This window comes from Paenibacillus sp. EKM211P (assembly GCF_011066175.1).
Classification (GTDB): Bacteria; Bacillota; Bacilli; order Paenibacillales; family Paenibacillaceae; genus Paenibacillus; species Paenibacillus polymyxa.
This window is the reverse complement of record NZ_JAAMNS010000002.1, coordinates 333,035-350,157: the sequence shown is the minus strand read 5'-3', so window position 1 is coordinate 350,157 and position 17,123 is coordinate 333,035. Positions and strand designations below refer to the sequence as shown.

The 17,123-nt window shown below is 48.8% G+C and carries 9 protein-coding genes; all 9 read left to right on the top strand.

Features of this window, described 5'->3' with window-relative positions; translation table 11 throughout:
- Positions 1 to 119 precede the first annotated feature (119 nt).
- The 9 genes from G9G57_RS04590 (at position 120) to G9G57_RS04550 (ending at position 17,106) form a co-directional block, all read left to right on the top strand.
- Positions 120 to 1,964 (top strand): sensor histidine kinase, encoded by a 1,845-nt coding sequence (locus tag G9G57_RS04590; protein WP_107733197.1) that lies wholly within the window; start codon positions 120 to 122, stop codon positions 1,962 to 1,964.
- Positions 1,957 to 3,480, top strand: coding sequence for a response regulator transcription factor (locus G9G57_RS04585; protein ID WP_164964551.1), 1,524 nt, complete (start codon positions 1,957 to 1,959; stop codon positions 3,478 to 3,480). The genes G9G57_RS04590 and G9G57_RS04585 overlap by 8 nt, the downstream gene beginning before the upstream one ends.
- 185 nt (positions 3,481 to 3,665) lie before the next feature.
- On the top strand, positions 3,666 to 5,144 hold the full coding sequence (locus G9G57_RS04580) for an ABC transporter substrate-binding protein (RefSeq protein WP_164964550.1): 1,479 nt from the start codon (positions 3,666 to 3,668) through the stop codon (positions 5,142 to 5,144).
- 111 nt (positions 5,145 to 5,255) lie between these two features.
- Complete coding sequence (locus tag G9G57_RS04575; RefSeq protein ID WP_164964549.1) at positions 5,256 to 6,185, top strand: ABC transporter permease; 930 nt, start codon at positions 5,256 to 5,258, stop codon at positions 6,183 to 6,185.
- Positions 6,186 to 6,208: 23 nt separating this feature from the next.
- On the top strand, positions 6,209 to 7,129 hold the full coding sequence (locus G9G57_RS04570) for a carbohydrate ABC transporter permease (RefSeq protein ID WP_016821751.1): 921 nt from the start codon (positions 6,209 to 6,211) through the stop codon (positions 7,127 to 7,129).
- Positions 7,130 to 7,150: 21 nt separating this feature from the next.
- Entirely contained in the window at positions 7,151 to 9,454 is a 2,304-nt protein-coding gene (locus G9G57_RS04565) for a glycoside hydrolase family 3 N-terminal domain-containing protein (RefSeq protein WP_164964548.1), read from the top strand.
- Complete coding sequence (locus G9G57_RS04560) at positions 9,454 to 12,567, top strand: alpha-mannosidase (RefSeq protein WP_164964547.1); 3,114 nt, start codon at positions 9,454 to 9,456, stop codon at positions 12,565 to 12,567. Before G9G57_RS04565 ends, G9G57_RS04560 begins: the two co-directional genes overlap by 1 nt.
- A gap of 67 nt (positions 12,568 to 12,634) precedes the next feature.
- A complete protein-coding gene (locus G9G57_RS04555) occupies positions 12,635 to 13,954 on the top strand; it encodes a glycoside hydrolase family 125 protein (protein WP_044787655.1) in 1,320 nt (439 codons plus the stop codon).
- Complete coding sequence (locus tag G9G57_RS04550; RefSeq protein ID WP_044787654.1) at positions 13,951 to 17,106, top strand: beta-galactosidase; 3,156 nt, start codon at positions 13,951 to 13,953, stop codon at positions 17,104 to 17,106. Before G9G57_RS04555 ends, G9G57_RS04550 begins: the two co-directional genes overlap by 4 nt.
- The last annotated feature ends 17 nt before the right edge of the window (positions 17,107 to 17,123 follow it).

Below are 17,123 nucleotides of genomic sequence, written 5' to 3'. Positions count from 1 at the left end.
ATTAAAGATATAGCGTTTAAATTAAAGAAAATCGCGTTTTTCATGAATGCGCTTACTTATCTCCTGCGAAGGACATGGTATACTTTATTTACGCATCACGATTCTGGAGGGCTTATACCATGAAAAGGGGTACTAGATACACTGCTTATTTTAAAAACAACATGTTCCTGAGGATACTAGTGTTGTTCTCCTGTATTGCGATTTTGTCCATCATTACAATTGCATATGTCACGTATGTTTCCATTTCGCAATCCATTGTTCGGCGGGAACTGGATACCCAGAAAGCAGCTATGGAAAGTGTTGACCGTTATATCCATCTCCGGCATGAATCCGTCCAGAACATGGTGCGAGATATGTACCGGAATGAGGTTCTCTCAATGAATGTTTCCTTTTTTATGGACCACGCGTATTCCGAATATGTACAGCACCGCATGGACGAAATGTACATGGAGAGTCATGATTACTCAACAGATGTACTCACCTATTTTAAAAATTGGTTGGATGAAAATAGCGACATCAGCAATTTGATTTTGTACAGTGCCGACCAGCAATATCTGTCTACTTTCAATGAGAACAAGCAATTCAAGCAATTCCCGGTGCATGCGGCGCGTTCCTTTGTACCGGATGTGATGGCTGCAGAAAGCAAAAGCGTCTCTACTCCGAATTACTGGATTCGGAAGGCGGTCGATCAGTGGAGCCCCTCGTTATATTCGTTACAAGTCCCCATTAACAATAAGCAAACACTCAAAAATACCGGTCAGCTTCTAGTATTTCTAAATTCCAAAAGTATCTCCAATGCACTTGCCAGCTACGGGAACAACCTGAAGGGAGAAATTATCGTTCTGTCCAGCAATGGAACCGTTCTGTTCGATTCAAGGAATAACTATTACGGAAAAACGTACCCTTATGTCGAAGTGACCCGATCATTATATGACGATGTGGATTCCGATGCCGGGATCATTCAGACGAAGAAAAATATGTATATTAACAAGCTGATTTCTCCGGACGAAGGATATGTCGTGATTGGGGCAGTCCCCCATGAGGAAATGGCTCAATCGTACCGGGGCATTCGTAATACGATTTTGACCATCAGTGTCATCTGTATTCTGTTTGCTGTGCTGTTCCCTGCATTCTTCGTCATTAACTTTGCTAAACGAACGAATCGGATTATTAAATTCACTCGTCAGGTAAAAAATGGTGACCTCACAGCTCGCATCCAGGACCTTCGAGAGGATGAGCTGGGACAAATCTCTCGAAGCTTCAACGATATGCTGGACGAACTTAATCTATATATTGAACGGGTGTATAAAGCAGAGATCAAACAAAAGCAAACGGAGCTTGTGGCGTTGCAGGCACGTATTCATCCACATTTTTTGTATAACACGCTTGAAGTGATACGTATGAGGGCGATTTCCCAGGGAGCCAAGGATGTAGGAGAAATGATCTATAGCTTATCGGTGTTGTTCAAAAGCCTGGTTCAGCAGAAAAAAATATACACGCTTAAAGATGAATTGGAGGCTTGCAGATTATATCTTGAGTTGTTCAGAATACGCTACAAGGAAAGGTTCAATTACACGATTACGGTCGACCCCGAGTTGTATACCCGCTCTGTCATGAAGCTGATGCTTCAACCCATCATTGAGAATTATATTGTTCATGGTATCCAAAGCGACCGGAATGATAATGTGCTGACCATTGATGTACGGGAAACGGGGGAAGTTCTGCTGGTTGAGATCCGTGACAATGGGAAGGGCATTAAAGAGAAGCGTTTGAAAGAGATTTTGGAGGAACTGGAACGCCAGGAGGAAAACGGACAAATGTTTGGACTACGCAGTGTGCACACCCGACTTCGGTTTCTACACGGAGCCGATTACGGGATTGAACTGGAGAGCCGCAGCGGTGAGGGAACGACGATTCGGGTACGATGCCCCAACAGGGAAGGGATGGATGCCATATATGTATAAAGTATTTATTGTAGACGATGAGCCTTTTATCATTGAAGGATTATACGATATTGTGGATTGGACCTCTTTTGGGCTAGAAATTGTCGGACATGCGGAAAATGGCTCTTTGGCGCTGGAAGCGCTGGCCTCCAGGCCCGTGGACATACTTATTACGGACATTTCCATGCCAACGATGAATGGTCTCAGGCTGATTCGTGAGGCGAGAAAGCTGCATGCTGACTTGAAGGTGATTATTTTGAGTGGATTTAATGAATTTGATTACTTGAAGGAAGGCATGAAGCTGGGCATCGAAAATTATCTTCTGAAGCCGATTAATGTGGATGAACTGGAATCCACTTTATGCAATACAAAGGAGAAGCTGGACAGGTTCCGGATGGATCAACGACATGAGACGTTCGGGGTGCAGGTGCTTAAGGAAAATACGTTGTACCGTTGGTTGACAGGGCAGATTGCGCCTACAGAATTTCAGGAACGTGCTGAATTGATAGGTTTTTCGTTAAATATCCCCTTCATGGCGGTAGCCGTGTTACGGACGGAGGGGGATTCGGTAGGAATGCATCAACAGTTAAGGCAGTACATTCAGCATCAGCCCAACTTAACATTGTTTCTCGATGTTGATGCGGATAGTGTAATCATTGCCGCACTACCAAATTATGATGAGGGCAGACAGGACTTGATTATGCTGTTGGAGGATTTTTCTGTTCAGTGGTCGACGGACGGGAAAGAAACAGTTTATATCGGGATAGGCAGCGCCGGTTCGCTTGTTGCTGCTCCACGCAGCTATAATGAAGCTAAAAAATCACTGGAATATTTTATGCTGTATGATGACCGCCGGATCATTGACTATACGTTGCTAGAGGAGGGCGGGGGAAATGCTGGCGAGACTTGTTCCATCGAATGGAAGGATTATGCGAAGCTGATTATAGCAAGAGACCTAGATGCGCTTACCGCACGGATTCAGAGTGATTTTGAGCAAATCCAGCATCTTGAAAGGGTTACCCCGGATGAATTGCGGAATATGGCGCTGGAACTGGTGATCCGGTTCAAGATGGAGCTAGAAAGCATCAAGCATTCCAATGAGTCGGAACGGTTTCAGCAGGGGCTTTACCAGATAAAATGCTGTACGACATGGGCAGAGCTGGTGAGCGCGCTTCAGCATGTGGCGACAGAGACGGTCAATTCACTACTGCAAGATATGAAAAACCCTATTGTAAGTCAGGTGCTGTCCTATATCCATGTTCATTATGCCAAGGAGCTATCATTAAAAATATTAGGATACCAGTACAACCTTCATCCCGTTTATCTCGGTCAGTTATTTCATAAGGAAACGGGCGAAACCTTTGCTGAATATATCAATCAATACCGGATTGAAAAAGCCAAGGAGCAGCTTAAAAGCACAAATCTCAAGGTAAACGAAATTGCGCGGAACGTAGGGTATTGGGAGACGGGATATTTTTATAAGCAGTTCAGAAAATATGTGGGCATTTCCCCGACAGATTATAAAGGATTGGGATAAATACCAGGTGTACATGGATTTCTTTAATTTGTACCTTGGTTTATTAAGTTTATCTTCTTTATGAAAGTGCTTACATTAGTTAAGGTTAACGTAGTTGCTTCATCAATGAGGATTTCGCAAAAATCCTGAAACAGAAATGAATGAAACGACAGGGTCAGATTCCATTTCATAAGGGAGGATCATACATGGGTAAAAGCAAAAGAAGCTACTTGTTTGTTCTAGTGATGTGTATGGTTTTGACGCTCATTCTCAGTGCATGTGGAGGAAGCAGCGGTGGCGGGGAAACGACGAATGAGGGAGCGAAAAAGCCGGTAGAGCTGATCTGGTATACCATTGGTACACCTCAAAAAGATGTAGATCGGGTGATGGAAGAGGTTAGCAAGTACACCCAAAAGAAAATCAACGCCACGATCAAAATGAAAATGGTCGATTGGGGCGACTACCCGCAAAAAATGCAGGTGAATGTGGCTTCGGGAGAGCCCATGGATATTGTATTTACGGCTTCCGGTGGTTTTGATTATGTACAAAATGCCAGAAAGGGTGCATTCATGGAGCTGGACGACTTGCTTGACAAGTACGGTCAGGATCTTAAAAAGACGATTGATCCTGCGTTTCTGGAAGGCTCCAAGGTGGATGGTCATCATTATGGCATTCCTGCCAACAAGGAGCTTCCACAGCAAGAGGTATGGCGGTTCAATAAAAAATTGCTAACCCAATACAAGCTGGACCTTTCCAATGTCCGCTCGTTGGATAGCCTGGAGCCTCTACTCAAAACGATTAAAGAAAACGAGCCCGGCGTAACGGCATTCGGTATGGACAAAAACTATGTTCCCTATGTTCCATATGACTATATCATTCAAAACCTGCCGATGGCTGTCAAACTGGATACTACGGACTATAAAATCGTAAACATCTTGGAAACACCTGAAATGAAGCAGGCGCTGACGACGATGCATAAGTATTACAAGGCCGGATATGTATCACCGGAAGCTGCAACTACAGGCTCGACTAATGACTTAACTACGTCCGGAAACTGGTTTCTGGATCGTGCGCAAACTCAACCACTAGCCGATAATCTATGGTCTGCCAGCTACGGCTATCCGGTGATATCGACACCTGCCAGTGATCCAATTGTGACCAATACGTCTGTTCAGGGCTCCATTATGGCAATTTCGGCTAACTCGGCAAACCCTGAAAAGGCGATGCAGTTCCTGAACCTGCTGAATACAGATCCAGTATTACGTAATATGGTTGACTCTGGTATTGAAGGAGTGCATTACAAAAAAACAGATGGCCAATATATCGAAAATCTGGCTGATTCCAAAAACTATGATATGCCTTCGTATTCACTCGGTAACAATATGCTGCTGTATCTGAATCCGAATGATCCTGCTGACAAATGGGAGCAATTCAAGAAGTTCAACTCGGAAGGAAAAAACTCTCCCATCCTGAGCTTCAACTTTGACAGCAGTAAAGTATCCACGGAGATGGCAGCGGTGCAGAACGTCAAAGAGCAATTTTGGGCTTCGCTGATGACAGGCACGCTGGAACCGGAAACGAATCTCCCGAAAGTAATTGAGAAATTCAAGCAGGCTGGGCTGGATAAGGTGATGGCGGAAGCGCAATCCCAGCTTGATGCCTGGAAGGCACAAAACAGCAAATAATCCTTTAGGTTGTGAAATAAAAGCGAGATCGGGCGGGTGTAAGTTACGCCCGGTCTTTTTCCAATAGCTATTTTAGCTGATTTTCTCATTACAGATTGGGAGGGGATACCTATGGCCGCATTTTTCAGAAATGTGATTCGAAACAAAGTTATGCTGTTCATGGTGCTGCCTGGCGCTATCTGGTTCTTTTTCTTTTCATATCTGCCGTTGGTTGGTACTGTGGCTGCCTTCAAGCAATATCGTTTTAACAGGGAAGGATTCTGGGCCAGTATTTATACGAGCAAATGGGTGGGCTGGGATAACTTCAAGTTTCTGTTCAATAACAATGATGCCTATGTCATCACGCGAAATACCCTTTTGTATAACCTGGTCTTTATTATTCTTGGACTTGTGTTTTCAGTCGTTATGGCTATTCTGCTCTCCGAGCTGATTAATAAACGGTTGGCGAAGCTGTACCAGACAGGCATGTTTCTCCCATATTTTCTATCATGGGTCATCGTGGGCTACTTTGCCTTCAGCTTTCTGAGCATGGATCGGGGAATGCTGAATCAAATTATCGCAGGGTTTGGCATCGAGCCGATTCAGTGGTATTCAGAGGCCGCCTATTGGCCTTATATCTTGATTCTAGTCAGTCTATGGAAGGCGATCGGTTATAACAGTGTCGTATATCTGGCTTCGATTTTGGGTATCGACAAATCCTTGTATGAAGCAGCCATGATAGATGGGGCCAGCAAGTGGCAGCAAATTCGTAATGTGACGCTCCCTTTGCTCTCGCCGATCATTATCATTATGACGCTGCTTGCAGTCGGACGGATTTTTTATGCGGATTTTGGTTTGTTCTATCAGGTTCCGAGGGATTCGGGCACCTTATATTCGGTAACGAACGTCATCGACACCTATGTATATCGCGGACTGAAAACGACAGGGGAAATCGGGATGAGCACAGCGGCAGGTTTGTATCAGTCGGTGGTCGGCTTCGTTCTCGTCATCCTATCCAATTATGTTGTGCGAAAAATAGATAAAGACAGCGCTTTGTTCTAAAAAAGAGGAGAGGGGTGTGGGCTATGGCTTCTGGAAAAAAAAGAAAAAAACGAGATTTCCATCATATTTCACGGGGCTGGAATGTTGTTCTGAATGGGATAGCAGGGATGTTCGCGTTCCTATGTGTGTTTCCGTTTTTGTTTGTCGTCATTATTTCCCTAACCGATGAGAAAACGCTGGCGCGGGACGGATATCGTTTGCTCCCGGCTCAATGGAGTCTGGAAGCCTACCGCTTCATATTTCGTACCAGTGATACGCTACTGCGCTCCTATGGGGTGACGATTGCCGTAACGGTCATCGGTACGGTGATCAGTCTCATTCTGATTTCGTTATATGCGTACGCCATTTCACGAAAGAGCTTCCGTTACCGGAGATTCTTTTCCATTTTTGCGATTTTAACCATGCTCTTTAATGGCGGAATGATCCCGACCTATATGGTCGTTTCCCAATTGCTCGGGCTTAAGGATACGATTTGGGCTTTGATTTTGCCGCTTGCCATGAATGCCTTTTATATTATGATCCTGCGTACATTTTATAGCACCAGTGTGCCTGATGCCATTGTCGAATCAGCCAAAATAGATGGGGCAGGCGAGTTTTACACCTTTTTAAAAATCGTGCTTCCACTCTCTCTGCCTGGACTTGCCACCATTGGCTTATTCAGCACGCTTGGTTACTGGAATGACTGGTTTAATGCCCTGTTGTATATTGACAATCCCAATCTGGTGCCGCTTCAGTCTATGTTGATGCGGATTGAATCCAGCATTCAGTTCATCCAGCAAAATTCGCAAAACAGCTCTATGAGTCTGGCTGCACTTCAATCCATTCCGCAGGATACCTCGCGGATGGCGATGGTGGTGCTGGCGACGCTGCCTATTATATTCGCTTATCCTTTTTTCCAGCGTTACTTTGTGCAGGGACTTACGGTTGGGGCTGTGAAGGAATAACAGGGAAGGAGAGACATGAACATGTTGATTTATAAAGACAAAAGCAAACCGATCGAAGAACGGGTAGAGCACTTAATCGGTTTGATGACAATAGAGGAAAAGGTAGGACAGCTTGTGCAGCCCTTTGGCTGGCAAGTGTATGAGCACACAGACGGAGAATTGTCTCTACATCATGATTTCAAGCAGCAGGTACAAAATGGAGGAGTCGGCTCCTTATACGGGGTACTTCGCGCTGATCCGTGGACCGGAGTGACCTTGGAGAATGGCTTATCTGCCAAACAAGGGGCGGAGGCCGTGAACTTGATCCAACGTTATGCGATAGAGCATTCCCGACTGGGTATCCCGATACTGATCGGTGAGGAATGCTCTCATGGGCATATGGCGATTGACGGCACTGTGTTTCCGGTTCCGCTGTCCATAGGCAGCACATGGAATGTCGATCTGTACCGCGATATGTGCCGTGCGGTTGCGAGTGAAACCCGCGCTCAGGGCGGGGCGGTCACGTATTCGCCCGTGCTTGATGTTGTGCGTGATCCGCGCTGGGGACGCACGGAGGAATGCTTTGGCGAAGACCCTTATCTCATCGGCGAATTTGCTGTTGCCGCAGTGGAGGGACTTCAGGGGGAAAGCTTACTCAGCGAACATAGCGTAGCTGCCACACTAAAGCATTTTGCAGGCTATGGTAGCTCGGAAGGCGGACGTAATGCCGGACCTGTGCATATGGGCTGGCGCGAGCTTTTGGAGGTCGATCTGTATCCATTCCAAAAAGCGGTAGAAGCAGGGGCCCAATCTGTTATGCCAGCCTATAACGAAATCGACGGGGTTCCGTGTACAGTGAATACTGAGCTATTGGACGATACTCTTCGTCAGGCGTGGGGATTTGACGGTCTGATCATTACAGATTGTGGCGCAATTGAAATGTTAGCGAGCAGACATGATGTGGCCGAGGATGGATCGGATGCCGCTGTGCAGGCGATTCGCGCAGGAATTGATATGGAAATGTCCGGGGAAATGTTCGGAAGTCATCTGGTCGAGGCGGTTCATGCTGGCAAGCTGGAGATGAGCGTGCTGGATCGGGCGGTTCGCAGGGTGCTCACGTTAAAATACAGGCTCGGTCTGTTTGACAAACCGTATGTGAATGCAGAACGAGCGGAGCAGGTAATTGGTCAGGCGGAGCATATTCGGTTGGCTCGTCAGCTTGCGACCGAAGGGATCGTGCTACTTAAAAACGTCAATAGCACGCTTCCCCTGCCGAAAACCTCCAAGCGTATTGCGGTCATCGGCCCGAATGCAGATCAGATCTACAACCAACTGGGCGATTATACATCACCGCAGCAGAGATCCCGTGTGGTCACTGTGCTTGATGGTATCCGTGGCAAGCTGGGCAAGGATCATTCAGGCGTTCTGTATGCACCTGGCTGCCGGATTAAGGGAGAGTCCCGGGAAGGCTTTGGTAACGCACTGGCATGTGCGGCTGAGGCCGATACCGTGGTGATGGTGGTTGGAGGGTCCAGCGCCCGCGATTTCGGGGAAGGGACGATTGACCTGAAAACCGGCGCCTCGAAGGTATCGGATCACGATTGGAACGACATGGAATGCGGCGAAGGCATCGACCGGATGACGTTGGGGCTTGCAGGCGTACAGCTTCAACTCATGCAGGAAGTCTACAGGCTGGGGAAGGAGCTTGTCGTCGTTTATATGAACGGGCGACCGATTGCTGAGCCATGGGTGGAGGAGCACGCACATGCCATTGTGGAAGCATGGTATCCCGGTCAGGAGGGAGGGCATGCAATCGCGGATATTTTATTTGGGGATGTGAACCCTTCGGGACGTTTGACTCTTTCCATCCCTAAACATGTGGGGCAGTTGCCGGTATATTACAACGGCAAGCGTTCCCGGGGCAAGCGGTATCTGGAAGACGATGCCGAGCCGCGCTATCCGTTTGGCTATGGTCTTAGCTACACGACGTTTAGCTATGAAAGGCTTACATTAAGCGCCAATTCGATCCGAGCGGGCGAATCCGTTACGGTTACAGTCGATGTAACCAATACGGGCGACCGGGAAGGGGCTGAAGTAGTTCAGTTATATATCTCGGACACGGTGAGTTCGGTGACCCGTCCAATCAGGGAACTTAAGGGCTTTTGCAAGCTTGTATTACAGCCGGGAGAAACACGGACGGTGGTGTTTGTAGTAGGCTCCGACCAGCTGCAATATATAGGGCGTGATCTACAGCCAGTCGTTGAGGCTGGGCGATTTTCAATTCAAGTAGGCAGGCACTCCAAAGATACCCTGTGTGTCGAGTTGATCGTACGGGAGGATGAATAATGGAGCGTATCAAACGCCTGATTCGGGAATTGTCGGAATGCCAATGGCTGGAGAAGCTGGATTTGCGGAGCTGGAACATCACACGCTCCACTTACCTGGCACCAGGTCAATACGAAGGCGCCGAGCCTTTAAAGGAAGGACTGGACCTCAAGCGATTCCCCAGCAGTCAGGGGACGACTTATTTTTTTCGAACGCAGCTGGATGTCCCGACAGCGTGGTTGAGAGAGCCTTTTGGATTGGTGTTTGAGTCCGGGGGAGAAGGATTGCTGCGAGTCAATGGTGCTTCCTATCACGGGCTTGATCGCAATCATACCTATGTCACGCTAAATCCAGAGCTCATCGGGTCTTCCCCTGAGCTGGAGATTGAGCTGTTTGATCCGGTACCAGAGCCCGTAGATCCGCTCAATCGGCAGGCTGTCATTCAACCTCCGATTTCTTCTATTACAAGCTATCTTGTACGGCCCAATAAGCCCGTGCAAAGCCTCATGTATACCGTTACCGTTGTTAGCGAAGCCGCTGTACTGCTGCCGGAGGGCGACATCCGTAGCATACGCTTGCTGAAAGCCCTGTATGAGGTGATGGATTGCTTTGCGAATTTGAAGGAAGACGCTATTCGAGCAGGAGGAGCAATCTCAGCCACAGAAAAGGAGCTGATTCGTCAGGTTCAGGAGATAGGCGGAAATGCGCAAGCTTTGGAGCACATGGTAGGACAGTCGCACATCGATATTGCCTGGCTGTGGCCGATGCGCGAGACCGTACGGAAAACAAGCCGAACCTTCTCAACGGTGGATGCGCTGATGGATGAATACCCGGCCTACCAATATGCACAGAGCCAGCCGCTGCTGTTCTCTTTTGTAAAGGAAAATGATCCCGAGCTGTATGAACGAGTCAAAGCGAGAGTCGCTGAAGGACGGTGGGAACTGGTCGGGGGTATGTGGGTAGAGCCTGATTTGAACCTGCCCAGTGGCGAATCACTCATCCGCCAAATGCTGTATGGTCAGCGTTTTTACCAACAGGAATTTGGCCAAACCTCTCATATCGAATGGCTGCCGGATACGTTCGGCTACTGTGCGTCCCTGCCGCAGATTTTAAAGCATGGGAAGATAGACTATTTTATGACGACCAAGCTTGGCTGGAATGATACGAATGTGTTTCCTTATGATTTGTTCCACTGGGTGGGCATCGACGGTACTTCGATGTTGTCCTACCTCAATCATGGCGTGAATGAAAATACACGGCCTCAGGACATTCATGACCACTGGCAGTCCTATCGTGAAAAATCGACTCATCCTGAGCACATGCTGCTCTATGGGCATGGAGACGGCGGCGGTGGAGTTACGCGTGAAATGCTGGAATATATAGAGCGTTCTCCGCTAATGGTGGGACTGCCTGCGGGTCGGTTCAGCACGGCTGGACAGTTTTTCGCAGGTATAGATGAGGCGCATCCGAAGCTTCCCAGATGGCATGGTGACTTGTACCTTGAGTTGCACCGGGGAACCTACACGACCCACGCCCGCAACAAACGCAATAACCGGAAAGCGGAGGGAGTCTACCGCGAGGCAGAACTGTGGAGCACGCTGGCATTACCACAGCTGGAGCCGGAGCAGGTGGAGGATATCTGTTCGGCATTGCATGAGGGCTGGAAGCTGATTTTGTTGAATCAGTTCCACGATATTATCCCTGGCTCGGCGATTACCGAGGTGTACGGCACTTCGGATAAGGAGTATCAGCAAATTTTCGAATGGGGACATGTCGGGCTTCAACAGGGTATTACGACGCTGGCGGCTCAAGTGAACACGGGAGGATCGAGAGCAGGAACACCGTATCTGGTGTTTAACAGCCTGGGCTGGAGCCGTAATGCTGTGATTCATATTGCTACGGAATCGGCACAGGGATGGTATGCCTACCACTACGCTAATGATGAAGCCGAGCGGCTGGACACCGATGTGGAGGAAGGCGGCATTTCAGTGCGTATTCCGGATGTTCCTGCACTGGGCTACAAAACGATTTGGTTGGAGCGAGAACAGGCTCAAGCAGGTGAGAAGCCCGGGATCGCTATGATATCCGGACCGCTGGGGGACATCTGGGAGACGGCATTTTATAAGGTGCAATTTAACGAGCGGGGCGAAATGATTCGCCTGCTAGATAAAGCGGCAAACCGTGAAATTTTGAAGCAAGGGGAACGGGCAAACCGTTTTTATTTTTTCCATGACCGTCCGACGCTGTGGGATGCATGGGATTTGGATGACCGTTATGAGGAACAGATAGCAGGAGAAGCCGAGTTGCTGGAAAAACAAGTAGTGCTTCAGGGAAAAACGAAGGATGTGCTGCGCTTCCGATGGCGAATTCATCAATCTGAAATGACACAGGATGTAATCTTTTATCATCATGAGCGGCGAATTGATTTCAAAACGCATGTGAGCTGGAATGAAGCGCACAAGCTGCTAAAGGTAGGCTTTCCTATAGATGTGGTTACGGATAAGGCGACATATGAAATTCCTTTTGGTACTTTGGAGCGGCCGACACATCGGAATACGAGCTGGGAGCAGGCGCAGTATGAAGTGTGCGGACACCGATTTGCGGATGTTTCCGAGCACGGGTATGGAGTGAGTCTGCTCAATGATTGCAAATACGGCTACGACATTCAAGACAGTACCATCCGTCTGTCTCTGCTACGAGCACCCAAATGGCCGGATAAAGATGCCGATCTGGGCGAGCACGATTTTACGTATTCGCTTTATCCGCATGTTGGAGATTGGCGCAGCGCCCATACTTTGCGTCATGCGGCTGAGCTGAATCAAGATATGCCTGTTGTGCAGCAGCAAAAGCACAATAGCGGAGTGCTACCGAGCAGTGGATCGTTCATTAACTTTGATAGCCGTCACGTTGTGCTGGATACGATCAAGCCGGCCGAAGATGGACTGGGGTCGATTCTTCGTTTGTACGAATCCTCCGGGGGACGGGAAACGATCAAGCTGACCTGGCCTTACACGTTCAACGCAGCCTACGTGTCGAATGCGCTGGAGGAACCTGTGCAGCTGCTTGAGCTGGAAGGTGGATGTCTTACGCTGTCTTTTACACCTTATGAAATTAAAACGATACGTTTGCAATAGATATGCTGGATTGAAATGACTATAAGCGCACGGGTGTTTCCCGACAGATAAAGGAGCGAAAAAGCTATTGGAACAATTCAGACTTCCCAAAATACCAATGCCCGACCTTGACTTGCCGCAGGCTGTTCAGGACGTACTCAAGGAAGCGGAGCAAGCACTGGCTCACAGGCCGAAGCTGCTGAAGCTGTTTAAAAACTGTTTTCCAAATTCACTGGAGACGACGACCAAGCTAATGGATGATGGGACAACGTTTCTCATTACAGGGGATATTCCAGCTCTTTGGTTGCGGGATTCTGTAGAGCAGGTCATTCATTATGTGCCGTTAGCCAGGGAGGATGCTGATTTACAGCGCATCATTGGGGGGCTGATCAAGCGCCATATTCATTATGTCCTCATAGACCCGTATGCGAATGCGTTCAATGAGACAGCGAATGACTGGCACTGGAATGCGACCGATGAGACGGAGATGTCAGCATGGGTGTGGGAAAGAAAATTTGAAATCGACTCGCTGTGCTTTGTCATTCGGCTAGCTTATATGTACTGGAAGGAAACGGAGCTTACCGATATTTTTGATTCAAAATTCAAGTCGGCTCTGCGCAAAATAGTGGATGTGTTCAAAACGGAGCAGCGTCACCAAGAGCAATCTGCGTATCGTTTTACGCGTAATAACGGCATTCCCACAGATTCCTTGCGCAATCAGGGACTCGGTATGCCTGTAAATTATACAGGGATGATTTGGTCGGGCTTCCGTTCCAGTGATGATGCTTGCGATTTTCACTACAATATACCCGGCAATATGTTTGCAGTGGTTGCTTTGCGGCAGATGCAGGAGTTTGCGGAGTGGGTATTCCGTGATATGGACTTTCTGAACGAGCTGAAGGAGCTGGAGGCTGAGGTGGAGCACGGTATCCGCTTGTACGGCATTTACCGCCATCCGGTATTTGGGCCTATATATGCTTATGAAACGGACGGATTTGGCAACTACTGCCTGATGGACGACGCAGGTACACCAGGATTGATGTCCATTCCGTATTTGGGCTATACGACGGCGGACGATCCTATCTATCAAAATACGAGGCGCTTCGCTTTAAGTCAGGAGAATCCGTTTTACTTTGAGGGCAAGGCGGCTAAAGGCATCGGAAGTCCGCACACGCTGCCAGGTTACATCTGGCATATGGCCCTGTCTATGCAAGGATTAACGGCCCGGACCGCAGAAGAAAAGCTGGAGATGATCCAGATGCTGGAAGCAACAGATGGGGACACTGGCTACATGCATGAAGGTTTTCATGCCGATGATCCTACGGTTTATACGCGAAAATGGTTCGCTTGGTCTAACAGTCTGTTTGCCCAGCTTGTGTATAAGGCTATGAAGGATGGCTTGTTATGAATGGAATCATAGTAAACCCATCCATCGTTGTTTTCAGTGAGCAAGGCTTTCCCACTATAGGGAGCCTGTTGCCAGATGAGGCATTTCAGGGAGTTGCAGAGGTGGTGGTCGTAGGAGCCGATGAACTGGCTGAAACGCTAAAGCATATGGACAACGGTTGCTTTGTCAATCTGCATGCGCCGTATTTCCCTAAGTCTGCCTGGACCGAAATCGTGGCATTTCTCCACAGGGGAGGGGGGCTGCTTAACGTCGGGGGAGCACCCTTTAAGATTCCGGTCCGCAATCCTGCTGATGAGCATGGAGATTGGTGGATTGAGACTGAGCAGACTGCATATCATCAGGAGCTGCATATTCATGAGGTGCTGCGAGTGGATGCGTCGAAGGTAGCTTCCCTGGTCGCATCAGAGGATATTCCTGTGCTGTGTGGTCAGGAGTCTCTGTTCCAGGTGGCGGATACGTGGAATCTCGTTCCACATACGACCAAAAGTAGCGATCTACCACACCAAATGGGCTCTGCCGGGCCGATGAATACGCAAATTTATCCTTTGCTCAAGGGAGTAAGTAAGGACGGGCGTGATATTGCTGCCCCTGGGGTGCTATGGGAGCATGCCCGAGGTCTGTTTGCTGGCGCACGCTGGATGTTTATCCATGTGCCGTTGATAGCTTCCTTTTGGGAACAGGATGGTGAGCAGCTGCTTGCCCAATGGGCACGTTTTTGCGCCAAGGGGATGACGGAGCTATCTATCAAGCCGAACTATGCTGCTTATGAGTCTGGGGAACGAGCCATACTGACACTTCAAACCCAGAGATTGCAGCGAGAAGGAGCCACGCCCAGAAATCACGAGGTATGGAGCTTTGACCTGACGGTGGAGCAAATATTGGATGAGTACAATCAGCAGGTATGGAGCAATCGCTTGCAGATTGAGGTTAGCAAAGAACAGAACTTTGTACGTATTCCCCTTGGCTTTTCCATTCTAAGCGGTTTATATCGGGTCATTTGCCGAGCTGAATCATCGGATGGTGAAGTACGTATATTGCGACAGGGCTTTTGGGGGCAGGATGCCGAACTGCTGGCTGAAGGACAGATCATCATGCGTAGTCGGGATTATTTTATAAAGGACGGGCGTCCGTTACCTGTTGTTGGCATGACCTATATGACCTCAGATGTGGCACGGAAATTTTTGTTTTTGCCCAATGCAGCAATTTGGGATCGGGATATGGCCCAGATGGCCAAAGCAGGCATCAACTGGATTCGCACAGGGGTATGGACGGCTTATCGCAATATGATGCAGATAGACGGACACGCTTCGGAAGAGGTGCTTCGTGCGATTGATGCTTTTCTGCTGACAGCCAAAAGGCATGGCTTGCAGGTGACGTTCACGTTCTTTTCTTTTACGCCGGAAACGTGGGAAGGGGTTAACCCTTATCTTGATCCGCAAAGCGTGGAAGCACAAAAGCGGTTCATCCGCAGTATTGTCAGTCGGCACACGGCTACAACCCATGTGGATTGGGATCTAATTAACGAGCCTTCGATGTTTGATCCGTCGCGTATTTTCGCAGACGGTCCACGTTCTGCGAGGGACTCATGGGAACAGGCGGCGTTCAGCACATGGCTGGAGCAACGCCATGGCAGCATTGAAGCTTTGCAGGAAGCCTGGAATATGACGCCACAGCAGCTTTCCTGTTTTGCTTCTGCCACAATCCCCGAGCCGGAGGAGATCAACTTCGGCGTTCAGGATATGCATCAGGCCAAAAAGGGAGCCAAATGGCTGGATTACTGTCTATTTTCGATGGAAATGCACAATCTGTGGGCCGAGCAATTGGCGACTTCGATTCGGGAGCTTTGTCCCGGACATTTGGTAACTGTAGGTCAGGACGAGGCACTGGGCGCGCAACGGCCATCTCCGTTTTTTTATGAGGCTGTGGTGGATTATACGACGGTGCATTCATGGTGGCTGAATGATCATTTGGTGTGGGACGGTATTTTTGCCAAAACACCAGACAAACCGAATCTCGTGCAGGAAACCGGGATCATGTATGTTGAGACACCGGATGGTCGAGCCAAGCGTTCGGAGGAGGAGCTGCGCGACATGCTGGAGCGCAAGTATGCGTATGCCTTTTCGACTGGCGGAGCGGGTGCGATTCATTGGATCTGGAATACGAACTTTTATATGGATAATGCCAATGAATCGCACATCGGTGCATTACGTGCGGATGGGACCGAGAAGCCAGAAGCAGAGGTATCTTACGATTTTGGGCGTTTTATGAGTGATATTCGCGATCTGTTTACAGACCGGAAGCTGGAGGAAACGGCTGTTGTATTCCCGTATTCCAATGATTTCTCTAACCGATCACTTACCTTCGATGCCACGACACGGCTTACCCGGGTGATGTCCTATAATCTCAAGCAGCCGTTCCGTGCCGTCTCCGAGTATCATCTGGACTCACTCAAGCGACAGTTACCGAAACTGATTATGATCCCCAGCGCGCACAATTTCGATAGTACATCGCTGGAGCATCTTCTGGACATGGTGCGAGCCTTCGGTGTGACGCTACTAGTCACCGGACCACTGGGGCTTGATCCTTACTGGAAAATGACCGAACGGGTTGATGCCATTATTGGGCAGCGTTCGCTGGGGAACGTCCAACGGGAGGAAGTACTGAGTCTGGAGGGTCAAACCTTCCCTGTCTCATTCGGACAGCGGCGAATTGCTGAGGTCGCTAAGGAGGAACAACTGTCACCGGAAGCGGATGGAGCGATGGGTGATGAAGTCGTGAACCTGCCACTTGGCAAGGGGCGCTTGATCTGGAGTCCGCTTCCACTGGAGTTAAATGGCAGAGATGAGCCGATTGCCGAATTGTATCGTTACGCCTTCGCTGCTGCCGGGGTGGAGCTAGAGCTGGAATGGATAGACGGTGGCGATCAGCCGGGGCTATATGGACGTAAGCTGAATTTCAAGAATGGGGGCCTATATATTTTCGTATCGGAGTTTTCCCGGGATACCCAAGTGCGTGTTCGGGATAAGGAGACTGGATTATCCTACGCTTTTCTGTTGCCAAGGAGCCGCTCTGTCTTGTTTGCTGTGGATCGAGAAGGTCAATTGCTGGCGGTATATCGTCCCGAGGACGTGACGATTGAAGTGATACAGTGAACAATGGCAGGTCAAGA